Raw genomic sequence first — 24,885 nt, forward strand, 5'->3', positions numbered from 1 at the left:
CCATTCAGGAAGTGAGATTTTTCCTGAATGGAAAATTCGCGTGCAAAGTGGTTCAATCAATCTTGGCTTTATCTAAAGCGCATTCTGGTTTTGAATGCGGTTTTTATTTTTGCGGGGTTTTTGTGGCGCTGGGCTTTCTATAAAACCTTTGGTGATCCAAAAGAACTTGCTGGCCTTGGTGCCGATATCTTGCACGCATTTGTTCTCGGTGCCCGCTTTGACAGCACAGTGTTGTTTTATATCAACGCCATTCCTCTGCTGATTCTTTTCCTACTCAGTCTTTTCAGTTTTATTCGCCCTCTTGAATCGTTTTTAGATCGCGTTTTTTCTCGTTTTAGCCGCTTCCTAATTCCCTACTACACAGTGATGCTCTTGCTGGTCACGTTTATTAGCATGGTGGATTTTGGTTTTTACAGTTTCTATCAAGATCGCATCAACGTTTTGATCTTTGGTTATTTTGAAGACGATACGGTGGCACTGACAAAATTATTTTTTAGAAACTATCATGCGCATTGGATTCTCTTGGGCTTTGCACTTTTCACTTATCTTTTGTGGAAAGGTATTAAGTTGAACTTTACTTGGGGCAAGGAATGGATTTCTTTGCAGGCCAAAAAGGTTTCTTATTTTGCTTTTGTTTTCTTTTTCTTCTTTTTGTTCTTTATGAATGGAGTCGGCGCACGCGGAACATTGGCTTTGTTCCCGTTAAGCGAAATGGATACGGGCATTTCAAAAAGTCTTTTTGTAAATCAATTATGTTTCAATGGCGTGCGCTCTTTGGGACGCGCGATTGAACTAAAGGCCCAGCAAACTTCGCATTGGGATAGCAATCTCAAAAATTTTGGTTATGGCGAAGATTATAAGAAAGCCTTTGCGGACCACTATCAAATGCCCGTCGATCAACTGCCGGCAGATCCACTTGAGCTTTTAAAATCGCGCACTCCAAAAAATCCCTGGGCTGAAAAAACCAAACCGCATGTGATTTTAATTGTGATGGAATCATTTGGTGCTTACTGGTTGAAATACAATCAAGAGCCTTTTGATTTAGTGGGAAAATTAAAAAAAGAATTCGTGGACGACACCTACACGACAAATTTCTTATCATCGACCAATGCGACCATTGGCAGCTTAAGCTGCCTGATGATCAGCTCTCCGCAACGTCCGATCAGTGAATTTTTGACGGAAAGTGATTATTTGCAAGTGCCTTTCCGCTCCAGCATTGCTCGCACTTACAAAGAGGCGGGCTATAAAACGAGATTCTTGTACGGTGGAAATCCGGGCTGGCGTGAAGTGAATAAGTTTGCGAGCGTTCAAGGTTTTGATACGACTGAAGGTGAAGCTGACATGGCAGCACACTTTGGGGGCCAGATCGAAAAGCACGACTGGGGCATCTACGATCAGGATTTCTTCCGTTATATCGAAGACACCATTAAAGACGCCAAAGAGCCGCAATTATTGCTGGCCATGACAACTACAAATCATCCGCCGTATCAGTTGCCGAGGGATTATGACTCCCCGGCTTTGCAACCACCTCAAGAACTGCGTGATCGTTTGACCGGCGATACGTCACTTGCAGAAAAACGTTTTAAAACGTATCGCTATTCGACGGACAAGTTAGCGGAGTTTTTAGAGCGCATTAAAAATTCACCTCTGAAGGATCAGGTTGTGATTGCGGTCACAGGTGATCACACGTTTTGGATTGTGAACTTTACGGAACAGGAGATCTTGCAAAAAGGTTCTGTGCCTTTTTACCTTTATATGCCAGCAGCAATACGCAAGAAATTACCGGCTGAAACATTCGGCTCCCATGCCGATATTGCTCCGACTCTGTATAATCTGACCTTGTCGGATCAAGAGTACTACAGCACGGGACGCGATTTGTTTTCAAAATCGCCGTCGTTTGCTTTGAATGCGTATAATATCATCGTCGATTCACAGGGAGCGGTCTTAACTGGCTCGAATACGAATCAGGATTCTTACTTGGATTGGGAAGGTGACCGCCAACGTTTGATTCCTGGCACAGCTTCCGAAGACAAAAAGCAATTGTCAGTAAAATATAAATCTCTCATGGGCGTTCTTGATTATTATTTCATGAAAGAGAAAAAGGAAAATCATCCACATGCGGATTCTCGTCGTTGAAGACCAGACAAAAATGGCAAATTTCCTGAAAAAAGGCCTTAACGAAGTCGGCTATGCAGTCGACCTCGCGGAAAGCGGCACGGCTGCTGAGTCTTATATGGCTCAAGGTGACTATGATCTTGTGATTTTAGATGTGATGCTGCCGGATCAAAGTGGCATCGATACTGCTCGCCACTTCCGCCGCGATGGCTTTACCGGTCCAATTTTGATGCTAACAGCTCTTGCAACCACCAAAGATAAAGTCCACGGTCTTGACGCTGGCGCTGACGATTATTTGACGAAACCTTATTCTTTTGACGAACTTCATGCACGCGTGCGCGCGTTGCTCCGTCGTCAATCACCCAACGGCTCTTCGGTTTCGAATATCTTGAAATATTCAAATTTGGAATTGGATTTGATTCACCGTAAAGTCAAACGCGAAGGCCAAGAAATTTCTCTGACGACGAAAGAGTTCGCTTTGCTGGAATACTTTATGCGAAATCCCGAGCGTCCTTTGGGTCGGGTATCGATTGCCGAGCACGTCTGGGACATTCACTTTGATTCTGAGAGCAACGTGATCGACGTGTATATCAATTTGTTGCGCAAAAAAGTGGACGCGCCATTTTCTAAAAAGCTCATTCATACGGTGGTAGGCACAGGATATGTTCTTAAAGAGAATCCGTAGCTTTTTCTCAAGCTTCAGTATTCGATGGCGTTTGGCCCTCATCTTCGTTTTGCTTTTCGGCGTGACGACGATTCTTTTTAATATGTTCTTGTTCACCGCAATGATCGACAACCTTCAGCAGGACTTTGACGATGCTTTGTTTAACTATAGCGTCGACGTATCTGAAGGTATCGAGATTGGTATCAAAGGGGACTTAAGCTTTCCTCCCCTGCGTTTGGATCATGGTAAAATTCTTCCATTCCCTCTGGGAACAGCCCTCATTCAAGTTCGTCACAGCTCAGGAACAGTCCTCGCGCGGGTGGGAAACTTTGGTGAATTTGATCCGCCTTACAAAAAAGATTTTGAAAAAATTTGGAAGGGAGAAGAGGCGACCTATCGCACGATTGAAAATATTCACAATATTCCCTCTGCCGAAGCCGATTCTTACCGCTTGATTTCGTTTCCTTTGGATAATGCTGCAAAACCACAATTGCTCTTACAGATTGCGGTTCCAATGACGTTACTGGAAACGCAAATCAAGCAGCGTTTGCGAGTTTTGCAGTTTGGTATTCCTGTTGTATTGTTGGTGGCGATGTTAGGTGGTTTATTCCTTTCGGGGCGTGCCTTAAAACCCGTGGATCAAATGATTCATGCAGCAAAAGACATCAAAGCCAGTGAGCTTTCCAAGCGGGTCCCAGTACCGGTTGCGAATGATGAAATTAAGCAGCTCGCATTGACCTTAAATGAAATGCTGGGGCGTATTGAACAAGCATTTCAGAGTCAGGAGCGCTTCGTTGCCGATGCTTCTCATCAGCTGCTGACCCCGCTTTCGATTATGAAAGGCGAGTTGGAACTGCTTCGTAAAGTCGACGATAAAGACCGCGATGCTTTGATTAAAAGCTCCTTGCAAGAAGTCGACAACTTGTCAGGCATCGTGCAAGAAATGTTGTTGCTTGCGCGTGTGGATGCGGGGATGGGCGCACTCACTCTACAAGAACTCTCACTTGATGAATTGGTATTCGATGCGTTCTCTCGCTGTGAAAAAATCGCTCGCTCGAAAGATATTAAATTGAAGTTTGATATCGAAAACGAAAGTGGCGAAGACCGCAAAATGGTTCAAGGCGATAAGGATCTTTTAGAAGGTCTTGTGTTTAACATTATTGAAAATGCGATTAAATATTCCCCTCCTAACGAGACTGTGGATATTTTGCTGACCTGGAAAAAAGATCGTTCGATTTTGCGAGTCGCGGACAATGGTCCAGGTATCCCAGAGGACCAATTACCGTATATCTTTGAGAGATTTTCTCGTGGGGCCAATATGGAGACGAAGGTGAAGGGCTTTGGTCTAGGGTTAGCTATCGCGCGCAAGATTGCTCTGCTTCATAACGCCACTCTAACCGCCGAAAGTCATTCAGGAAACGGTGCGCGATTTATATTCGAAATTAAAAATATTTAATCTGCTTTTAATCACGTCTTTAACCTCCTTTGGTAGCCTTTTGGTGTTCGATTAACGAACCACAAAGAATCCTAGGAGGATTACTATGAAATTCGCATCTATCTTGATGTCTATCGTTTTCGCAGGTGTTATCGCTCAAGCTACTGAGACTGCTCCAGCTGCTGCTACTACAGCTCCAGCTGCTGCTACAGCTCCTGCTGCTGAAGCAAAAGTTGAGAAAAAAGGCCACGCTAAAAAAGCTAAAGCTGCTGCTCACGCTGAAGCTCCAAAAGCTGCAGCTCCTGCTGCTCCAGCTGCTCCTGCAGCTCCAGCTCCTGCTGGTCACTAATTTCTCGGGGTCATTGACTCCAAGATTTTAGAACAAAGGGAACCTTCGGGTTCCCTTTTTTATTTTGAGATATCGCGCGTTTAACTCCCTGCCTTGACAATCGTCTGACGCAACTCATCTTTAACATCGGAGGTTTCCGATGAAACTCACTCCCGATATTCGAGTCAAAGAAACTTGGCTCTCTCGAAAACCTCGCTGGCACGCAAGCCTTGTGACTGCTTGGAGTATTTTCTTTTTACTCGTGGCAAGCGTGATGTACTGGAAAGATATTTTCAATGCGGCCTCATGGATGCCTGTCTGGCAAGAAGCGGTGTTAGTGAAGCATGAGTACTGGAGATTGTGGACCGCTCTTTTGGCTCACGCCGATGTGGGTCACTTACTTTCAAACTCTATCACATTTTTTATCATGGGCTATTTTCTGTCGGGGTATTTTAGTTTTTGGTTTTTCCCGACAAGTGCACTGCTCATGGGTGGCGTGATCAATTATCTCGTGATCTTAGGAATGCCGCCTGAAGTGAAACTTGTCGGTGTTTCCGGTGTTGTTTATTGGATGGCTGGAGCATGGTTGGTTTTGTATTTTCTTATCGACAAGCGCCGCACGATCACACAGCGAGCTTTGCGCAGTATGGGTGTTGCTTTGGGAGTGTTCTTCCCGGCTTCGGCTTTTGATCCGACAATCAGTTACAAGGCGCACTTGTATGGGTTTTTAATTGGGCTCTTGTGTGGTGCCATTTACTATTACTTCAACAGACCAAAATTCAACGATGCTCTGGTGTATGAGATTCGTTATGAAGAAGATATTGAGCAAGCTGTACTTGATAGAGAAGCTGCCGAATTAAAAAGACTCGAGTCCTCTGAAGATTATAATTAGTTTTTAAAATCAATCCTTAGAAGGAAGCCCTTATCGGGCTTCCCATCTAAAAATCACGGTTGATCGTGAGGGTTGCTACGGGGAGGGGCTGGATGTTTAGCGCAGAAGTTTCCGCAAGGAACAAAGGCCTTATTCGGATAACTCCAGCAATATTTTTTCGCGATGACGTATCCATCTGGACATCTCAATCCAGCAGATTGCACATCCCACATCGCCTCAATTCCTGCATTGTCTGGCAATTCATCGGTTGAACGGAACATCTCAGTCGCCTGCGCACTGAAACCCCACAGTCCTACAGCGAGAAGCACCACTACAAACTTTTTCATCATCTTCTCCTTAAAAATTAAAAAACTTCTTCAAAAACTTTATAGAAGCCTAAATTTTCAGGTAAAAGTCCGCCATCAATATTATGTGACTATGTGAGAAGTCACTCACGGATTACAGCGGTGTTATTGATGCATAATTTAACTTCCGTCGCGATTACACTAAACTCTCTTCAATCTCCTCAGCTGAGATCTCAGAAGGTGTGCGAATCGATTTCACTTCGCCAAACGACAGTTCCACAATTTGATCACAATCAGCAACTGTTCCCAAGCGATGAGCGATAATCAATAATGTCACACCAACCAAGGATTCGCGAATCACCTTTTGAACTAAAGCATCGGTTTTTACATCCACACTTGCGGTCGCTTCATCCATCACAATGACACGTGCTTTCGTTAACAGCGCACGCGCCAAACATAGCAGCTGTCTTTGACCTTGGCTTAAGTTCTGCCCGCCTTCCGCAATGGGCGCTTCAAGCTTCAGTGGCAATGAGTTTACATAATCCCACAAGAAGACTTGTTTTAGAGCCGCGATAATTTCCTCTTCACGGTACTCGTTATAGCGATCCAGATTGTTGCGAATCGTACCCATGAATAAAGTCGGATCCTGAGGTATGATTGCAAGATTTCGGCGCAATCTCTCTAAAGGAACAGAAGCAATATTCACTCCATCAATTTCAATGCGACCACCCTCGGCTTCGATGAACCGGAACAAACTCTGGAAGAAGGTGCTTTTCCCAGAACCCGTGCGACCAATCAGTCCCACCCGACTGCCTGCTGCGATTTTAAAATTCAGACCTTTTAAAACCAACGGCAAATGTTCGGCATAACGAACTTTAAAGTCATGAACGGTAATTTCACCAAACTCAGGCCAAGTAGGTCGCAAATCTTCCGTCGCCGGGGTTTTGATATCAATCTCGCCAGGCAAATTCGCAAAAAACTTCAGGCGCTCAATCGAAGTCATACGTGATTCAATATCCGCGAATACACGCACGCCCCAATTTAAAAATCCCCAGAACGACAAGGAATATAAAATCACCAATCCCGCCGTTCCTGGAGTCATCACACCCGCATACGAAGCAGCCGTCACACCCAATGCTGTCGCCGCCGAAATCAATCCCCCCAAAATGGGAATACGAACCGAGAACCAGCGATTCAACAAGATGTGCGAAGCAAACATTCTCTGACTGTGCGCAAGTTTGTCGTAAAAGTTCTCCATGAACCAATCACTCTTTTGGAAACCACGAATGACGCTCAAGCCTTGCAAACTTTCTTTAAAATGCGCATAGCGCGGTGAACGTGCCACGCTGTCAAAACGCTTTACTTCACGCGCGGGACGACGATAGTCCCGCTGTAAAACGTAATAGACAAACATCACTGGCGCCACCACCAGAATCATCCACGGCATCACGCCGACGATCAAAACCAGCGACACAAAAACCTGCAAGAAGCAATGAATCGCAGAATCAAAACTCCACTGTAAATATACGTCCACACTTTCCACGTCGCGCGAGAATCTTTGCAAGATACGACCCACAGGAGTGGAATCGAAGAATCTCACTGGCGACCGCAAAACGCTGTGAAGCATTTTATCGTGCATGTTCTTGCCAGCCTTAATTCCGCGGGCCAACCAGAACATATGATTGAGCAAGCTTCCTAAAAGAACCGCGAGTCCCAAAAGACCGTAAATTCCCACAGCCATCAAAGCGATCCATTCCGCTGAATGACTGGAGTAATAAGAAAGCCAAGCCTTTTGGGCAAGCGGCAATGTTGTCACCCCCAAAGCTGCAACTAAGAGGGAAACTAAGATCCAAGGACGTGTCTTAGCGTTGTCACCACCCAATGACGAAATATAATCCCAGTAGACAGAACCTTTAACTGCTCCGACTTCACGATCCTCATCTTCGGTCACACGCACTTCACTCTGCACCGGAGCCGCCACCGTCGCGGCCGCAGATGCCCCCGCTTCGGCTGTCACAGTTTCCTTTTGCTCCCCTTGTGTTTCCGCATGTTGCGCATAGAAAGATTCGAACTCAGGACAAGTTTTCAAAAGTTCCGCAAAAGAACCAATGCCCTTGCACTCACCTTTTTCCAAATACAAGATCTGATCAAAGCGCGACAAAAACTCCAAGCGATGTGTGACGACGACACGTGTTTTATTTTTCCACGCGCCAAAAATCAAACGCTCTGCCAAAAGAGCTTCAGTTTCAATATCGACCGCTGAAAGTGGATCATCGAGCAAAACCAGTTCGGGATTTGCCAAATATGCACGCGCTAAAGACACACGCTGCTTTTGCCCTCCAGACAGATTCACACCTTTTTCACCGATTTCTGTTCTAAGGCCGCCTTTCAGTTCGCGGATGTCCTTTTCTAAGCAACTCGCATAAATCGCTTTTTGAATTTCCCCTTCATTCGCATTTACTCCGAAAGTCATATTCTCAAGCAAACTTGAATTGATGATGTATGCTTCCTGCGGAACATACGCGCGATGCGGTTGACCAGTTTCACCCTTCTCCGAAATAAATTGCATTTGACCATTTCTCAGCGGTACTTCACCTAAGAGGACTTGCAAAATCGTACTTTTTCCAGAGCCCACGGGCCCGACAACCGCCAAGGATTTTCCAGCTGGCAAATCGACGTTGATATTGTGAAGAGCAAGGTGTTCCTGTCCTTCATATTGAGCCTCGACGTTTTGCAAGCGCACCCGTATCGGTCCTGAAAAAATCCCTTCGCTCTGAGTAGGAATTTCTTCTTGCTTCAAGTAATTAACAATACGAGTTGCACTGACCCGAGCCGTGGCATAACGAGAAATCAATCGCGACAAGTCACCAAATGGACCTTCTAATAAGCCAAATAGAGAAATACACGTAAAGATCAATGCCGCCGTCAGCTCTTCGCCACGCCATGCATGCACCGCCAGAGCCACGAACAACACAATCGTTGAGACCGCCAAATAAGCGACACCAGAAATCACTTCAGCGCGCGCCAAACGACGACGGCTTTGCAATTCTTTTTCACGGACATCAGTCACTTCTTTAATGACACTTTTTTCCCACGCAAAGAACTTCACCACACGAATGGCATTCAGAGCTTGCGTCATCAAAGTGACACGTCGATCGCGGTGAAGCATCATCTCTTCATCCAGGTGAGTAAATTTCTTTGCAATATACTTGGTTAGCGGAGCCAAACTTAACAACACCGCCAATGCGGCAAACGTGGAAACACCCATATAATAGAAGAGCATTCCAACAACCGCCACAATCATAAACACACAGTTCACCATATCGGCATAAACCAATGGCATGTCGGCAATAGAATCCGAGTCACTGCTCATATGATTGACCACATCGCCAATTTGATTTTTCTGACGAGCTTGCAAACTTAAACGCAAACTGTGCGAAAAAATTTTCTTATTAATGATGTTTGTGATGATCTGATAAGAGCGCAAAGTTCCGTAGAAATAATGCTGTAGACTGAGCCCCGTCATAAATCCGCAGAAACCTAACAGCACACCGTAAGTGACTGTGATCGCTAGATTTGCTTCGGTGACCCCGTCTGAAATCAACGTGATAAACTTATTTACCAAAATCGGTGACGCCAACGAGAATAGCGAACTCGCAAAATACCATACATAGGCTGGCACTAAATAAGGGCGAAGAGTCTTAACAAAAGACTTCATCACTGACGTGGCAGAACTCCAATTGACTCGAGATTCGTCAACAGGAATACGACGCGGATCCAGATCCACCGGAACTGGCAATATATCTGACTCTTCTATGATCCGAGTGCGAGCGATTTTTATGAGCGACCCAACATCGGAGAACAACAAACGACGCAAAAACTTCATATGTTTTTCCAAACTGAATATTAAATTTTAAAATAAAAACAGGAAATTTCGGATAAGACCGCAGTCTGCGTACTTAGAATGATCCGAGAAGGAACAAAGTGGCGACCGCAAGCTTATGTAGCTTTATTTGCATCATCATGTTTCCTCCTCTCCTATTGGGTTAGAAATAAAATAACGAATAGGGTTCTAGTTTGTAAAGATCTTTCTTTAAAAAGATTTTTATAGAACCCATAAGCAAAATATCGCAACCGCAGTTGGAACCACTGCTGCAATTAACAAGTTCAAAGGTTTAAGTCCGCCCGGAAACTTGTGACTTAAGATCGAATAACCAGCCGCATTTGGTGCATTGGCGATAATCGTCAGACCACCACCGGCAATTGCACCGGCCACCAAAGCATATTGACTTGCCTCGGACAAACCTTCGACTTGTGACCCCAGATACGTCAGTGCAGCATTATCTGTGATTGCTGTGAGCAACACGGCACCTTTAAAAAGAACAATATCTTCCATTTTTCCCAAAAGAGGTGCGAGCCACCATTTTTGGAAAGCGCCGAACTGAATGATACCACCTAGAAACATCGAGACTAGCAACGACTCTTTCAAACGAAGCGAATCATGATAGCGATGCGTGACGGATGCGACACCCAAGAAAAGTAAGAAGATACCCAAGAAGGCATTTTGATGGTGAGCCGTCGCAACAATTCCAAAAAGGAAAAGCAAATGAACAAAGATAACTTTCCACGGAATTTCAGCTTGTGAAGAAGCCAAACGCTGCGCCACTTCTTTTAAATCTACGCAGCTTTCTTGGAACTCACGGCGGAAAATTAAAACCAAACCTATTGCATTGACAACAACAGCAATAGCACTCTTCCAACCAAAATGCGAAAGAACAAATGCAAAGTCCCAGTTCCATTTTGCAGCCACCATCAAAATCGGCGGTGCCGCGAATGGCGTGAGCGCTCCCCCGATAGAAACGTTCACGAACAAAACGGCAATCAATCCATAGATCAACTTGTTCGATTGCTTTTGCAGCATTGAATTCAACATGAAGGCGGTCACCGTCATTGCCGCAGGCTCTGTGATGAAGCTTCCAGAGAGAGGTCCTAACGTTAATACAACAAAGAGATCGGTCAGAACAGCTGGCGTCCTCAAGATTTTTTGAATCCCCGTGCTGACTGCCAGAATTCCCTGGCGCGCGAATGTCAGAATCGGACGCGTCGAGCACACCACCATAATAGCAAAAATAAAGAACGGCTCCAGGAAGTTTAAAGAGTTCTGATACTCAATTGCCGAACTCCAACCTTCAAGAGCGATATAAACCGACATAAAAAGAGCGGCCCAAATTGCAAAGACAGCTTCGATTTCACCTAAAAGATGGAGGATATTACTGCGAAATGAATTTTTTGGATAATGGTGGGACCACGCTAAGATTTTTCCCACCAAAAAAGTGTGTATAACAGCTAAAGCAAAAAAGATCGTGCCGAGTAACTCAATTCTTGTATAGGTCATGTACCAAAGTTATTGGCAGAGATTCTGATTGTCAGCAATAAAATCTCTCTGTTGCTCCAATTCAGCCGAAGGGTAAGAAAATTGGCGCAAATTGCAATTATTCTCTTTCACAAGTTTGACGATGCTTTCTTTTTCCGAGACCGAAAGATTTAAGTGCCAAATCATTTTTATTTTCAACCACTGGACCAAGTATTGACAGCGATACTGAGGATTCGGCGGCATATAGCCTTCCGGAGTTTTATCACTCTTGCGATTATTTTCTGTTCCGAGAACCGCCAAAAGATGAAAATTATTTCCTAAGTAGTTTGCATAGAGGCAGCGTTTTTTTGCATTCCACTCAGCGGCGCCGCTGATAAAAGCATTTTTGAGCGGAACAAAATGATCGATCTGAATATCAGAAGCTTGTTTGAATGTGTCGCCTGCGTAAGGGTCATGCCAATTTCCTGTCGCCACTGAACATCCGTTTGATGTGTAACTGACAGGTCCGTCGGAATCTCTTTCTAAAACCAAGCCCCGTGTATTTAGGCAAGTGCCTTCGTGACCGCGAATCCAAGTTCCGAAATGTTTAGCGCGATTGTAGCGTTCGGAAGTTTCCCCGTAATTTCCGGAGTGTTGAATGAATTTTAATAAAGAAAAATCTATGGCACGTAATTCGCTGAATTCTTTTTCTAGAACTTGCCAACTCTCTTCAATAATTTCCTGAGGTTCAGCAAAGGCGGAGGTGGGCTTTCTATTTGAGATCTCTTCACTGACCGTGAAGTAGTCTGCGTGCGCCGTTACGGTGAACGACGAGATCGAGGCCAATACGAGAAGAAGCTTTTTCATCTACTCTCCAAGTCCGTTTAGGTTTCTAGACATCCTGTCTTTGAATCGGGCCTGACTTAATTAAAGTCGGGGCCGAACCGCTTTGGCAACGAGATATTTGTTAGACTTTTGTCAAAGTTCGGCATATTTAAATCCTTATGTTACGCTCTGGCCGCTTCCGACATCGCTTGCTTGATGATGATTTTCTCCAACAGAAAAGCTCATCGGCTCATCAGTGCCTTTCCCCGTTCTTTGTACTCTGGCAACAAGGTCGGTTGAGTGATGCCGAAATTTCCGCCGTGTACTTCACGGTGTTTTCATTTCTTCGTAGGCCCCAAGATTTTTTGGGCGGTCCTCATAATGAATTCGCGCTGCTTGAAACATCTAGCGATTTTAGCTGTCGCATCTTTGTCGACATTTTGAAACCGTTGCTTCCATCGGATTTACGAAACAGCAAATCCTTAGGACGCTTTGAATCTGAAACCGCGTTTTTACCTTTTGTCTGCGCTCACAGCTTTCGTTCCATTCCTATTTCCGTTTTACGTAGCCTTGCAGCTTGGAATACCGGTCAATACCCGCTCAAACTATGGACGACAATTCCCAGCCCCGAAGAAGTGCTGGTTTTGCAAACTCAAGGTCAGCGCTGCGTAACGATGTTTATCAAAACTGAAGAGATGGCCGAGCTCGTTTCCGATGGACGTGATGCATTTGGATTTTTGGTGCATGATTTAATTCATGCCGACCACTTTTTTTTAGATCCCGCCAAGGCCCAGGCGCAAATTCAATTCTCTCAGAAGCTCTTGGTCCTGTGGGAAAGCCCCTTTATGCAGGAGCTGCTACAAAAGGATGCGGTGCTTTTGGGAGAGTTTCATTATTTAATGTCGGATATGAATTCGGTGCCTTTGCACCTGATGAAAACGCTAAAAGCGCTGCTCTTAGGTCATATCAAGAGGTCGGCAAACATCGGCCTTGCTTCAGCTCTCCCAGAACAGCTGGAAGCTCATTTTCGTGCGCTCTTCAACCAAGCTCTTTCCCCTTGGAATTTCTCAGATTCTGCCGTTCACGCGGCACACCGTCTCAACACAGTTCACTTTCAGCATCCAGACGATAGTTATATCTTGCATCAGGAGATGACCACTTCATGACTCGGGGACAGTTCTCTGTTATTATGAATTTATGTCTGATGTAAAAGCACCGAACACAAATCCCCACTCCCATTGCGCGAGCTGCACCATTCGTGGTGAGAGCCTTCTTTGTGCCACTCCTGATGTTCAAGAGTTGGTAGAAAAAGCTCGTGTCGTGTGTCGCTTTAAACCAGGACAAACAATTTTTTACGCAGGCAATGACTCTCTGGGAATTTTCACGATTCAAAAAGGTCTTGTGAAATTGGAAGTCACCTCCCCAACAGGATCCGCTCACACGCTTCGTCTTGTAGGTGCCGGTGGGACTTTAGGTTATCGTTCTCTTTTTGCAAATGAGCCCTATCATGCTTCGGCTGTCGCCGTTGATGATTGTGAACTTTGCTTTCTACCAAAAGCAAGCGTGATGGAAATTTTCAAATGCCATCCCGATCTTGCGATGAAACTTCTGTCTCATATTTCTAAAGACTTAAGAATGGCGGAAGAAAAGTGGCTGGGGCAAATGGACAAAGGAGCTTCTGAGCGTATCGCCGAAGCTTTGCTATTTTTACAAGAGCACTTTAAGCATCAGAACTGGACTCGACGCGAAATCGCGCAATGGGCTGGTACGACGCCAGAGACTGTGATCCGCACCTTGGCTCAATTTGAGAAAGATGGCCTGATCGACCAGAGCGATGGTCGTAGCATCCGCATCCTATTAAAAGAAAAACTCCAAGAACGAGCTCAAATCTAAATAAATTAATTTTCGCGACATGATGGGCATCATGTTTTTCCAGTAGCTTCATCTGCATACTGGGTGCAGATGGAGTGATCCAAATGGAAGCCGCAATCATCAAACCTTGTCTCTACTGCCAGTCCCTCACAAGCTTGGGGCCGTACTGCTGTGAGGCTTGTCGCATTCTTGATAGCGAGATCGGTCCGATTCCTCTGCCGGAGAACAACCATCCTTATCTCTATTTAGATCAACCCGAATTTAAAAAGTTGTATTTACAGAATGACAATCAATATCTGTTTTTTGCAGAGGGATTACACTGCTCGTCTTGCGTTCATCTTTTAGAAAAACTTCCACAGTTTTACGAAGGCATTGAATCGGCGCGAGTGAGTTTCGCCGCTTCGACTGTTGCTGTTGCATTGAAGCCGGGCGCGTCGCTTGCGCAAACTGCGTTTGTGATTCAAGAACTTGGTTATCGCCCTGTTCCCCTTAGCGCCCAAGAAAATCCTGCGGAAAAATACCTGCAAGAAAATCGTTCTTTTATGCGCAAAATTGCAATCGCAGGATTCTGTGCCGGGAATACCATGCTATTCGTAGTGCCGGTTTATGCTGGTTTGGCAGGTGGTTTAGCGCAGATCTTTAATTGGATGAGTTTTATTTTATTCCTGCCAATTTTATTTTATTCGGCACAACCATTTTATCGTGGTGCTTTAAACGCGCTTAAATACCGTGTCGTGAATGTCGATTTGCCTATCACTATCGCGATGCTTTCGGGATTTTCCTTTTCTACTTTCAATTTGATTCGCGGAGATGGCGCGATTTACTTTGATAGCACTGCAAGCTTTATGTTCTTGATCCTGAGCGCCCGTTACCTTTTAAAACGTGTGCAACAAAGTTATCTCTCCCCTTCACGTTTGCAGGCCTTTTTAGATTCCTCTCACTTTGTGCGCATAAAAGGAGAGAAACATGAGAATGTTCCACTCAAATCCATTCAAGTCGGCGATCTTTTATCGATCAATGAAGGTCAAAATATTCCATGTGACAGTGAATTATTATCAAACAACGCTTTGATTGACATGTCTTTGTTCAATGGTGAATCTTTACCAAAGAACTTTACTCAAGGTATGCAAGTTTTTGCTGGAACAAAAGTTTTGAATAATAACGTTTTAGTACGAGTGCAGAGTTCGTTTGCCGATAGCAAACTGGGCCAGCTCCTTTTAGAGTTGGACAAGGGCTCGTTGCAAAAAAGCGAGTTCATTGGCGTTACTGATCGCTTGGCGCAAAAATTGATTGTGACTGTATTTGCAACAGCGGCGATCTTTTTCACGGCTTACTCTTTTATCGACTTCTCCGAAGCCTTCAATCGCTCACTTGCACTTCTTGTTCTCGCTTGTCCTTGTGCATTAGCTTTCGGTTCACCGCTGACTTTTGGATTGGCAATTAAAAAAGCGCAAAAATTGGGAATTCTTATTAAAGACTCTTCAAGTCTTGAGCGTATTTTAAAAGTCCAAAACGTGTTCTTTGATAAAACAGGAACTCTCACAGAGGGAAATCTTTCTCTTTCATACACTGAACCCTCAGAACTTCCAGCGGATCTTAAAAATAAAATTTTAAGTCTTGAGGCAAGTTCTTACCATCCAATTGCCTTTGCTCTTCGTAAAGCTTGGGCAACAGAACAAAAACTGCAAAAAGTTGAAAACTTCCAAGAAGTGTTAGGTTCAGGCCTGCGCGGAACTATCGGCCATGACCTTTACGAAATCAAATCCGTTGGCGAAAGCATGCACGACAGCGATATCGCGGTTGAAGTCAGCTGTAACGGAAAATTACTAGCACGCATCTACTTTACAGACGCTCTTCGCAATGACTCCGCAGCTGCGGTACAAAATCTCGCTGCCAGAAATGTGACGTCTTACATTCTCTCTGGCGACAAAAAAAGCCGCGTGCTCGAAGTTGCTAACAAAGTCGGCATCGCACCGGCTCGCGCCTACGGTGGCTTATTCCCTGAGGACAAACAGAGCTTCGTACAAACTTTTGCTCCGGCTTGTATGATTGGTGATGGCGCAAATGATTCTTTAAGTCTGCAAACAGCGGACGTCGGTATTGCGGTAAAAGGCAGCGTCGATCTGAGCCTTCGTCATGCGGATGTATATCTGACTCGCGGTGGTTTAAAACCTTTCTTGGATTTCTTATCTCTTGCAGATGTGACTCAAAAAACTCTGCACCGCAATCTCACATTGTCTTTGATTTATAATTTGATCGGCGGAATTTTAGCCCTCGCTGGATTTATCAATCCCTTGATGGCTGCTGTTCTGATGCCGCTCAGTTCTTTATTAGTCATTCTCTCTTCAATCTGGGGGTTTCGATGAACATTCTCTCACTGATGATACCGATGGCCCTCTTATTAGGAATAGGATTTGTAGGAGCTTTCCTCTGGGCCACGTCGAAAGGTCAATTTGATGACCTCGAAACTCCTGCACACCGAATTTTGCATGATGAAAAAAACGAAAGGATAAAGTCGTGAATACAACAGGAAATCAAGTCGAACAGATATTCTACGATGATGACATAGTCAAAAAATTCACCCTCGCCACAATGGGATGGGCGGCAGCCGCTTTCCTATTTGGTCTTATCGCTGCTTTGCAGTTGGCTTATTGGCCGCTGAATGCGAACCTTGAATGGATCACGTTTGGTCGTCTGCGCCCGCTTCATACAAATGCGGCGATCTTTGCATTTGCCGGAAATGCGATCTTTGCAGGCATTTACCATTCTTCGCAAAGACTCCTAAAAGCTCGCATGTTCTCTGATACGCTTTCAAAAATTCATTTCTGGGGATGGCAGTTGATCATTCTTGCCGCCGCGATCACTTTACCGCTGGGTTACACTCAGTCGAAAGAATACGCCGAGCTTGAATGGCCTATCGACATTGCGATCACTTTGATCTGGGTTGTGTTTGCCGTTAACTTTTTTGGAACAATCAAAAAACGCCGCGAGAAACATTTGTACGTGGCACTTTGGTTCTATATTGCAACAATCATCACAGTCGCCGTTTTGCACATTGTGAACTCTATTGAGATTCCAGTGAGCTTCTTGCATTCCTATCCCGTTTACTCAGGTATTCAAGATGCAATGGTGCAATGGTGGTATGGTCACAATGCAGTGGCATTCTTCCTAACAACTCCGTTTTTAGGTTTGATGTACTACTACATCCCGAAAGCGGCGAATCGTCCGGTTTACTCTTACCGCCTGTCGATCATCCACTTCTGGGCCTTGGTGTTCATCTATATCTGGGCCGGTCCGCATCACCTGCTCTACACGTCTTTGCCTGAATGGGCACAAACTCTCGGCATGGTTTTCTCAATCATGTTGTGGGCGCCATCTTGGGGTGGAATGATCAATGGTCTTTTGACTTTAAAAGGTTCTTGGCATCTTCTTCGCACGGAGCCGCTTATTAAGTTCTTCGTTGCCGCTTTGACTTTCTACGGAATGTCGACTTTCGAAGGACCTCTTCTTTCCATCAAATCCGTTTCAGCGCTTGGTCACTACACAGACTGGATCGTGGGACACGTTCACTCCGGAGCTCTGGGTTGGAATGGTTTTCTGACTTTCGGTATGATTTACTATCTCGTCCCACGCTTGTGGAAGACAGAGCTTTACTCTAAAAAGCTCATCGACCAACATTTCTGGATTGGTTTGACAGGTGTTCTTCTTTACTACATCTCCATGGTGGTTGCTGGTATCACTCAAGGTATGATGTGGAGAGCTGTTGATAAAGAAGGTCAGCTTCTTTATCCAGACTTTATCGAAACTGTTGTCCGAATTGTGCCGCTTTATTGGGTTCGCGCGATTGGGGGCTTCCTCTTTATCGTGGGCTTCTTGATCATGTTGTACAATATCTATAAAACAATTCAAAAAGCTCCAAAAGCAGTTGCTCAATCGGTGAATGTCGAAAGAACTGGTTACGATGAGGTTTCAAAAGAAACACACCGCAATCTTGAAGGTATGGGTTTCACTTTCTCAGTCCTGGCTTTCCTTGCGATTGCAGTTGGATCCGTGATTGAAATTTACCCAACTCTTTCTTTGCATAAATATGTGAGCCCGAACCAAGTGACAGATCCGTATTCTCCGCTTGAGCTCGCGGGCCGTGATCTCTATATCAAAGAAGGCTGTTACACTTGCCACTCGCAACAAATTCGCCCGATCGTTTCGGAAGTTCTTCGATATGGAAAGGCGTCGACTGTTGAAGAGTCCATGTGGGATCGCCCTTTCCAATGGGGTTCAAAACGTACAGGACCGGACTTGGCACGCTTGGGCAAAAAGTATCCAAACCTATGGCATTACAACCATATGATGGATCCTCGCTCTGTGACTCCAAAAAGTATCATGCCGAACTATCCATGGTTGGCAGAGAAAGATACAGACTACGTCGTTCTTCGTAAAAAACTTTCTGTGATGAAAAATCTGGGGGTTCCTTACGACGAAGACGTGATTGCAAACGCCGACATCCACGCACAAAAACAGGCGCAACTTGTTGCTGCGGATCTGGAGGCGAATGGCGCACCAAAAGGTCTTGAGAAAAAACAAATTGTGGCTTTAATTGCTTATCTCCAAGCACTTGGGCAGAAAGGGAAAGCACAATGAAACAAGAAGGACTAAAATTCTTTACTGACACTTATCTGACTTCTTTTGGACTTTTGATTTTCTTTCTGTTCTTTATCGGCGTGATGGTCTGGATTTATCGTAAGTCCAGCGTGAACCTCTATCAACGTATGGAACAGCTTCCCCTGCAGGACGGTGAATAATATGAGCGACAAATTTCATGAATACGATGGTATCATTGAACACGACAATCCACTGCCAACGTGGTGGCTGTGGACGTTCTTTCTCACGATCATTTTCGGATTCATCTATTTCATCCACTACGAATTCGGTGGTGGACCGACATTGACGAAAGAACTTGAGGTCGCAATGCAAGAGCTTGAAAGAACTCAAGCCACTGCTGCAAGCGCCAGTCCGCTTGAAACAGAAGACAGCCTTGCTGCTGCTTTTGCTAAAGATGGCATGCTCGCAACCGGTGAAGCGCAGTTCAATTCGAAATGTGCTTCTTGCCATGGACCTCAATTAGGTGGTTTGATTGGACCGAACTTGACCGACAATGCTTGGCTGCATGGCAAAGGCACCCGCCTCGATATCGTCAAAGTCATCCGTGATGGTGTTGCCGAAAAAGGCATGCCTCCTTGGGGACCGGTGATGAAGAAAGATGAAATCTACGCAGTAGCCGCATTCATCCTTTCGAAAAAGGGCTCCAATCCTCCGGGAGCAAAAGAACCACAAGGGGAAAAATACGAGTAAGGAAAAGCTTATGGGCTCTGTGGATCCAAATTTATTAACTTCAGTTGATCAACATGGTGATCGCTTGAATATTATTCCGGCGGAGGTGCGCGGGTTTTACCGACGCCACCGCGATTGGAGCCAAGGAGTTTTGCTTCTTATCTTCCTGTTACTCCCCTGGACAACTATCAATGGCCATCAAACTATTCTGATCGATATTCCAAACCGTGAATTTGCACTGTTTGGAATTCTTTTCCGCGCTCATGACACTCCGTTATTATTTTTCGTATTAGCTATTCTGACACTGGGTCTGGCCTTTGTGACCTCAGTTTGGGGCCGCGTGTGGTGTGGATGGGCATGCCCACAGACGGTCTTTATCGATGCCGTCTACCGTCGCATCGAAAGATGGGTCGAAGGCACTTACATCAAACGTCGCGCGCTTCAACAAGGACCCATGACACCGGAAAAGTTTCGCAAAGTTTCCTTGAAGTGGTTTTTATTCTTTGTGGTGTCCTCTTTAATCGCCCACAGTTTTATGGCCTACTTTGTTGGTGCCCAAGAACTCATGAAGATGACTCAGAACGCACCGTCAGAAAATCTCACGTATTTTACGTTAGTGACATTCTTTACCGCGATCATTCTTTTCGACTTTGCTTGGTTCCGTGAACAGTTTTGCGTGATCATGTGTCCTTATGGACGTATTCAATCTGTTCTGCTTGATCGCAAATCCATTGCCGTTGTCTACGATCAAGAACGAGGCGAACCTCGCAAAGGTTCTGCCGATTACGGCACTCGCAAAGGCGACTGCGTTTCCTGCAATCGCTGCGTGCAAGTCTGCCCGACTGGAATTGATATTCGCAATGGTTTGCAAATGGAGTGTATCACTTGCACAGCCTGTATTGATGCTTGTGATGAGATCATGGAAAAGGTCAATAAACCCAAAGGTCTTATCCGCTATGACACTTTGGATGGAAAACCTTTTCGCTTTAAACGCTTCCGCACGCTGGCCTATCTAGCGATCATTATCGTTTTAGGTGCTGGCTTAACTTACGCGCTGAGCACTCGTGAGCCCGTCCACTTCACTGTTTTACGTGGCCAAGGTCTTCCTTACTCTTTGATTGAAGACCAGGGACAGAAACTTGTTTTGAATCAATTCCGCTTGCACATCCAAAATCAGAGTGATGATGAGGCCGAATACCAGATGACTTTGGCGGAAGATCTTTCCCAGCAAGGTGTTCAACTTCTTGTGGCAGAACCTAAAATCAAGTTGGCAAAAGGTGAATCGCGCGAATGGTATTTCTTTGTTCGCGTTCCAGAATCTCACTTTCAAAAGTCGAATCAAATTCGTACACAGATTCAGGTTCAAGATTCTAAGAACTTTAAAACATCTCGTGAACTGATTTTGTTAGGACCCAAGGTGATTCAATGACCTCACTTGTTTTGATCGCCAGTATTTTTGGAGCAAGTTTTTTAGGAAGTTGGCACTGCGCTGGAATGTGTGGGCCGATTGCCAGTCTGATGGCAACACGACGTGGACTTGTTCCGTATCACTTGGGGCGATTGATCAGTTACACACTGTTAGGAGCCTTTGCTGGCGGTCTTGGAAGTTTTTTTCTTACGACTGAGATCGTGTGGCTGCGCTGGATTTCCGCAGGACTCTTTGCAGGGTTTTTAGCGTTCGCGGGATTTCGTTTGCTCTTCCCCCAACTGAGCAAAATTAAATTACCTTCGGTGCTTTCGCATTCGCTCTTTCGCATGCGACCCTCGGCATTCCTCGTCGGCCTGACAACAATTCTTTTGCCGTGTGGCTGGCTCTATACTTATGTCGCTGCAGCAATCGCCACTCGCAGTGCTTGGGCGGGGGCTTTGATGATGTCTGTTTTTTGGCTTGGCTCTTTGCCGGCACTCAGTGCTCTGCCTTCACTGATTCAATCCGTTGTGCGTAAGTCCAACCCCACGCAGAAAAGAGTCGCAGGTGTGGTCCTTATCTTTGCGAGCCTTTACTCGCTTGGCAGTTTTCTTTTTCTTCACTGACCGCAAGATTACAAAGCGAAAATTATAACTACTCTCCTGTTTAGACGCTTCATAGTTTAATTGACCGATGACAGTGCAATTCCGATCCTGTTATTTGTGTCTCGACAACTTTTTTATTTTCTATTCTTGTCGTTACTAATGAGTGGCTCTCTTTACGCCGCTGATGTGCCTTTGGATTTTCAAGACAACAATCAATTGATCATGGCCGTTTCATTCGAAGACGGCATGCTTGCGGTTGATGGCATGGACGTCTATCGAGCCGGCACAGCATGGTATGTGCCTCTCGCTTCATTTGTAGAAGCCATGGGACTTGCAATCACAGTTTCACCGGCGCTCGGTCAAGCTGAAGGTTTTATTATCGAAGAAGCTAATACCTTCAAAATGGATAAAGCGACGTGCACGGCTGCTTTAAATAAAGTTTCTACGTCATTTGATTGCGGTCAGGTCGTGACTTATGACGACGAAATTTATGTGAATTCTCGCCTTATCGAACAATGGTTCGGTGTGCGGCTTCGTTTCGATGAGTTCGCGGCGGAAGTCATTGTTGTCACTGAACGTAAATTTCCAAAACAACTTCGCCGTGAACGGGATCGCAATGCGGAATCACTTTCCAGTCGAGACAACCCACGTCCCGAATATCCTGAACAACCTATCGAGGACAAAAAACTTGGCGAAGGTTCCTTTGATCAACAATTGACCTTAGGCCAACAAAAAATGGGGGACGATCAAGAGTCTTATTTTCGCCATGACACTATCGCCGCCATCGAAGTTCTAGGTTTTGAAACCCGGGGCTTTTTAGGTGGGGAAAATGATCACATTACAGAGTCCGCGCTTAGCATTAGCAAAAAAGATCCGTATGCAAATCTCCTGGGTCCCATGCGCGCACGAAGTATGGAGTTTGTCGATCTGACTTTACCCTCTCTTCCCTTGATCACATCCTCATCACGAGCCAAAGGATTTCTGGTTTCAAGTTTTCCGTTGAATCAACCAACGAGTTTTAGCACCAAGGACTTTCGTGGACCGCTTCCCTCCAATTGGGAAGTAGAACTTTATCAAAACGATATTCTGATTGGTCGCAGATCCGCGAGCACGGCCACCGAGTATGAATTTAAAGAAGTGACCCTGTATTACGGCGTGAATCGCTTTCGCTTGCGCTTTTATGGTCCGCAAGGACAACGCAAAGAAGAAGTTCAAGTGATTAACGTCGGGGAACAAACCGCTAAACCAGCCGAGTCTTATTACCGGTTCGGATCTGGAACTCGCGTAGATAAAAACGATGTCTTAAATACAGTTTTACAGTTTCGCCATGGGCTTTCGTCCCAGCTCAATGCGGGGCTCAGCTATTACCAAGAAAACAATCGCGATACGTTGTTGATCTCTAATTATGGGCTGCTTGAAATCGGCGGCAGCTTTTCAAGTTTTTTTGGCACTCTCAACTTTGCCACGAGTGATGATTCGGGAAGCGCGACCGAAGTGACCCTGCAAGCTCCATTTGAAAGATTTATTTTCGGTGTTTCTCATTCCAGCCTCTCTAATTTTCGCAGTCGCCTTTTTAATGCCACGGAAACACGTCTGGTGGAACAGCTTAACAAGGTCAACGGCAACTTAAACGTGTATCCTTTTCTTCCTCTCCGTTTAGATGCTGAAGTTTCACAATTTACTTATGCCAATGGAAGTGAGTCTACCGAGGTCAAGCAGCGGACTTCATGGCAAATCGCCGGCAGCTATTGGTTTAATACGTTTATGTCGGATTCCGACAGCAATGTCGATTACAACGGACAACTCATTATGCTGATTCCCGTTGATCGGTATGAATTTCGAACGACTGCTGAATACACCGAGAGCGTTGATCTGCTTAGCTCATCACTCGACTTTCGCCTTTCTGACAAATATTCCTACGGTCTTGAGGTGGCTCAAGACATTCCCAAAGACATCACCTCCTTTCGTGCAAGTTTAAATCGCCTCTTCCGCTATATCACCTTGAGTGCCGAGGTGACTTCCGACACGCAAAGTAACTACCGCGCCATTGGTTTGATCTCTTATAGCGGCACCTACAATCCCCGTCGCGAAAACTTTGAGTGGTCTCCGCGTTCCCAGACTTCATACGGAGCCGTTTCGGCGCGGGTATTTTTAGATCAAAACTATGATGGGATTTTCAACGAAGGAGATCTCCCACTCAAAGACATCGCGTTTCGTGTGAATCAAAATGATGTCGATACCGAGACCGACGATCGTGGTGAGGCCGTTTTATTGGCTCTTCCTGTTCATCAAGAAACCGATATCAGTTTATCATTGAGAAGTTTACCCGATCCCTATTATCGCCCGGTGAAAACGGGAGTTCGTTTGATTCCACGCCCCGGTCAGGTTTGCCAATTGGAGTTTCCAATAATTATTCAGAGTGAAATCTCGGGCCTGGTTCAGTTGCAGCGGGAAAAAGGCTTACGCGGGCTTCGCAACGTCACCGTGCAATTAAAAACCCCAGACGGAAAAGTCATCGCTAGCACTAAAACAGAATCCGATGGCTTTTATTTGATCGAAGGAATTTTTCCAGGTGATTACCTTTTGACTGTGGATACGGAACAAGCCGAGTTCAAAAAAATAAAATTCCAAAAATTGATTTATCCCGTCCACGTTGCCAAATCAGGATTACAAGAGTCCACATTCGACTTTTTGGCATCATACGAAAGATTGCAAAGGCATTAATAGTCGGCAAGAAACTGGCACTTCACATTAAAACTCTGCAGGAGTTGTCAAAGCACAGTTAAGCTTTGAGCAGGTTAACCGAAAACTGTTCAACTTCGAAAACATCTTTTCAACAAAGAAGGAGACAACATGACAAGAAAAACGCTTCTCACAACTACTGCCGCAGTAACCGCAGCAGCAGCGCTTTTGGCGAATCATGCTTTCGCTGCCAGCACAACAGGTACGGCAAGACAAGTTGTAGTTGCAGCAATCGCAATTACCAACACGTCTGATTTGGATTTCGGTACAGCAGCTCAATCTGATGCACAAAAAACTGTAGCGCCAGGTTCTTCAGAAAATGCGGAGAACGGAAGCTTTGCAGTAACAGGCCAAGCCAATACAGCATACACAATCACTTTACCAGCAGACGGTACAGTGACGATGACAACTGGTGCTGGCGGTGCAAATGAAACTATCGCCGTGAGCTCCTTCACGTCATCACCTTCGGGCACAGGACTCCTGAATGGTTCCGGCACGCAAAATCTTTTCGTAGGTGCAACTCGCGCTGCTCTTGGAGCCGCACAAGTAGCAGGAACATACACTGCAACATACACTGTGACTGTCGTGTACTAAGAAGTATGTCTGTCCAATTAAAAGCAAGGGGCATTTGCTCCTTGCTTTGCCTTGTTTTCTTTTGCGATTTTACCTACGCGAGATCCATTAAGATTTCGCGCCTATCTGATTTGGATTTTGGCTCGGGCGGAGCTGGTGATCCCGCTAAAATAGTTCCGTCCGGAACTTCAGAAAATGCCACCAACGCCAGTTTCTTGGTAGAAGGTGATAACAATCGCGCCTATTCAATTTCGCTTCCCGCAACTGCGACGATTCGCAGAGGCACGGTTGATTCAATCACTCTTTCGTCTTTCACCTCTTATCCAAATGCTAACGGTCTTCTGAATAATTTGGGCGAGCAAAATCTCTATATTGGGGCCACGCGGGCCGCACTTCGCGTGAATCAAACCGCGGGATCTTACAGCGGAACTTTTACGATCACAGTTGTCTATTAACTTTGT

General features: G+C 45.3%; 21 protein-coding genes. 17 read left to right on the plus strand and 4 right to left on the minus strand.

Annotated elements, in window-relative coordinates; all coding sequences use genetic code 11:
• Positions 1-27: 27 nt before the first annotated feature.
• The 5 genes from ACLWOR_RS00860 to ACLWOR_RS00880 all read left to right on the plus strand — a co-directional run bounded on the left by ACLWOR_RS00860 (position 28) and on the right by ACLWOR_RS00880 (position 5,434).
• Complete coding sequence (locus ACLWOR_RS00860) at positions 28-2,136, plus strand: LTA synthase family protein (protein ID WP_413938768.1); 2,109 nt, start codon at positions 28-30, stop codon at positions 2,134-2,136.
• On the plus strand, positions 2,117-2,800 hold the full coding sequence (locus tag ACLWOR_RS00865; protein WP_413938769.1) for a response regulator transcription factor: 684 nt from the start codon (positions 2,117-2,119) through the stop codon (positions 2,798-2,800). Before ACLWOR_RS00860 ends, ACLWOR_RS00865 begins: the two co-directional genes overlap by 20 nt.
• Positions 2,778-4,235, plus strand: coding sequence for an ATP-binding protein (locus tag ACLWOR_RS00870; protein ID WP_413938770.1), 1,458 nt, complete (start codon positions 2,778-2,780; stop codon positions 4,233-4,235). The genes ACLWOR_RS00865 and ACLWOR_RS00870 overlap by 23 nt, the downstream gene beginning before the upstream one ends.
• 85 nt (positions 4,236-4,320) lie before the next feature.
• Positions 4,321-4,563 (plus strand): hypothetical protein, encoded by a 243-nt coding sequence (locus ACLWOR_RS00875; RefSeq protein WP_413938771.1) that lies wholly within the window; start codon positions 4,321-4,323, stop codon positions 4,561-4,563.
• A gap of 139 nt (positions 4,564-4,702) precedes the next feature.
• A complete protein-coding gene (locus ACLWOR_RS00880) occupies positions 4,703-5,434 on the plus strand; it encodes a rhomboid family intramembrane serine protease (RefSeq protein WP_413938772.1) in 732 nt (243 codons plus the stop codon).
• Positions 5,435-5,487: 53 nt separating this feature from the next.
• On the opposite strand, the gene ACLWOR_RS00885 is transcribed toward ACLWOR_RS00880, so the two are convergent.
• The 4 genes from ACLWOR_RS00885 to ACLWOR_RS00900 all read right to left on the minus strand — a co-directional run bounded on the left by ACLWOR_RS00885 (position 5,488) and on the right by ACLWOR_RS00900 (position 11,938).
• Positions 5,488-5,760, minus strand: a complete 273-nt coding sequence (locus tag ACLWOR_RS00885; RefSeq protein WP_413938773.1) for a hypothetical protein — start codon at positions 5,758-5,760, stop codon at positions 5,488-5,490.
• A gap of 154 nt (positions 5,761-5,914) precedes the next feature.
• The gene (locus ACLWOR_RS00890) at positions 5,915-9,604 is read right to left on the minus strand and encodes an ABC transporter transmembrane domain-containing protein (RefSeq protein ID WP_413938774.1); all 3,690 of its coding nucleotides are present in this window, start codon (positions 9,602-9,604) and stop codon (positions 5,915-5,917) included.
• A 219-nt stretch (positions 9,605-9,823) separates the two neighbouring features.
• On the minus strand, positions 9,824-11,113 hold the full coding sequence (locus ACLWOR_RS00895) for a putative Na+/H+ antiporter (protein ID WP_413938775.1): 1,290 nt from the start codon (positions 11,111-11,113) through the stop codon (positions 9,824-9,826).
• Positions 11,114-11,122: 9 nt separating this feature from the next.
• Entirely contained in the window at positions 11,123-11,938 is an 816-nt protein-coding gene (locus ACLWOR_RS00900; protein WP_413938776.1) for an HNH endonuclease family protein, read from the minus strand.
• A 137-nt stretch (positions 11,939-12,075) separates the two neighbouring features.
• Here ACLWOR_RS00900 and ACLWOR_RS00905 point away from each other — a divergent pair, with 137 nt between their 5' ends.
• The 12 genes from ACLWOR_RS00905 (at position 12,076) to ACLWOR_RS00960 (ending at position 24,879) form a co-directional block, all read left to right on the plus strand.
• Positions 12,076-13,062 (plus strand): hypothetical protein, encoded by a 987-nt coding sequence (locus ACLWOR_RS00905; RefSeq protein ID WP_413938777.1) that lies wholly within the window; start codon positions 12,076-12,078, stop codon positions 13,060-13,062.
• 31 nt (positions 13,063-13,093) lie between these two features.
• On the plus strand, positions 13,094-13,789 hold the full coding sequence (locus ACLWOR_RS00910; RefSeq protein ID WP_413938778.1) for a Crp/Fnr family transcriptional regulator: 696 nt from the start codon (positions 13,094-13,096) through the stop codon (positions 13,787-13,789).
• An 83-nt stretch (positions 13,790-13,872) separates the two neighbouring features.
• Positions 13,873-16,134 (plus strand): heavy metal translocating P-type ATPase, encoded by a 2,262-nt coding sequence (locus ACLWOR_RS00915; RefSeq protein WP_413938779.1) that lies wholly within the window; start codon positions 13,873-13,875, stop codon positions 16,132-16,134.
• Complete coding sequence (gene ccoS / locus ACLWOR_RS00920) at positions 16,131-16,289, plus strand: cbb3-type cytochrome oxidase assembly protein CcoS (protein ID WP_413938780.1); 159 nt, start codon at positions 16,131-16,133, stop codon at positions 16,287-16,289. The genes ACLWOR_RS00915 and ccoS overlap by 4 nt, the downstream gene beginning before the upstream one ends.
• Positions 16,286-18,406: a cytochrome-c oxidase, cbb3-type subunit I gene (gene ccoN, locus ACLWOR_RS00925; protein ID WP_413938781.1), complete on the plus strand. Its 2,121-nt coding sequence runs from the start codon at positions 16,286-16,288 to the stop codon at positions 18,404-18,406. Before ccoS ends, ccoN begins: the two co-directional genes overlap by 4 nt.
• On the plus strand, positions 18,403-18,567 hold the full coding sequence (locus ACLWOR_RS00930) for a CcoQ/FixQ family Cbb3-type cytochrome c oxidase assembly chaperone (RefSeq protein ID WP_413938782.1): 165 nt from the start codon (positions 18,403-18,405) through the stop codon (positions 18,565-18,567). Before ccoN ends, ACLWOR_RS00930 begins: the two co-directional genes overlap by 4 nt.
• A gap of 1 nt (position 18,568) precedes the next feature.
• Positions 18,569-19,117: a cbb3-type cytochrome c oxidase N-terminal domain-containing protein gene (locus ACLWOR_RS00935; protein WP_413938783.1), complete on the plus strand. Its 549-nt coding sequence runs from the start codon at positions 18,569-18,571 to the stop codon at positions 19,115-19,117.
• Between the two features lie 10 nt (positions 19,118-19,127).
• Complete coding sequence (gene ccoG / locus ACLWOR_RS00940; RefSeq protein WP_413938784.1) at positions 19,128-20,525, plus strand: cytochrome c oxidase accessory protein CcoG; 1,398 nt, start codon at positions 19,128-19,130, stop codon at positions 20,523-20,525.
• Entirely contained in the window at positions 20,522-21,130 is a 609-nt protein-coding gene (locus tag ACLWOR_RS00945; RefSeq protein WP_413938785.1) for a sulfite exporter TauE/SafE family protein, read from the plus strand. The genes ccoG and ACLWOR_RS00945 overlap by 4 nt, the downstream gene beginning before the upstream one ends.
• A gap of 126 nt (positions 21,131-21,256) precedes the next feature.
• Positions 21,257-23,833, plus strand: a complete 2,577-nt coding sequence (locus tag ACLWOR_RS00950; RefSeq protein ID WP_413938786.1) for a hypothetical protein — start codon at positions 21,257-21,259, stop codon at positions 23,831-23,833.
• A gap of 129 nt (positions 23,834-23,962) precedes the next feature.
• Positions 23,963-24,445, plus strand: a complete 483-nt coding sequence (locus ACLWOR_RS00955; RefSeq protein ID WP_413938787.1) for a DUF4402 domain-containing protein — start codon at positions 23,963-23,965, stop codon at positions 24,443-24,445.
• A gap of 41 nt (positions 24,446-24,486) precedes the next feature.
• Entirely contained in the window at positions 24,487-24,879 is a 393-nt protein-coding gene (locus tag ACLWOR_RS00960; RefSeq protein ID WP_413938788.1) for a DUF4402 domain-containing protein, read from the plus strand.
• Positions 24,880-24,885 lie beyond the last annotated feature (6 nt).

It is taken from the genome of Bdellovibrio sp. HCB2-146 (assembly GCF_047345725.1).
GTDB lineage: Bacteria > Bdellovibrionota > Bdellovibrionia > Bdellovibrionales > Bdellovibrionaceae > Bdellovibrio.